This window comes from Rhizobium sp. SVR5-2C (assembly GCF_056755115.1).
This window is the reverse complement of record NZ_JBNDHT010000663.1, coordinates 1-230: the sequence shown is the minus strand read 5'-3', so window position 1 is coordinate 230 and position 230 is coordinate 1. Positions and strand designations below refer to the sequence as shown.

Sequence of the window (230 nt, the reverse complement as noted above, 5' to 3'; positions counted from 1 at the left end):
AATGGGGCGAGGAGACCCGCGAGCGGTCACTCCGGCGCTTGCTTGACGGTTTGCTTCTTCTCCATGGCGGCCGTCGACCGATAGTGTGGTTCTACACACCGCTAATGTTTATGTTCGCTCGGCACGTCGACGCGATCGCGGTTATCTACGATTGCATGGACGAACTCGCTAATTTCAAGTTCGCGCACCCCGAACTGAAAACAGCAGAGCGGGCTCTGACGGCAAGTGCT

The 230-nt window shown here is 57.4% G+C and carries 1 pseudogene; it reads left to right on the top strand.

Annotated features, from left to right (window positions below):
• A pseudogene (locus ACPYOI_RS37295) lies at positions 1-230 on the top strand (UDP-galactopyranose mutase); the annotation flags it as partial.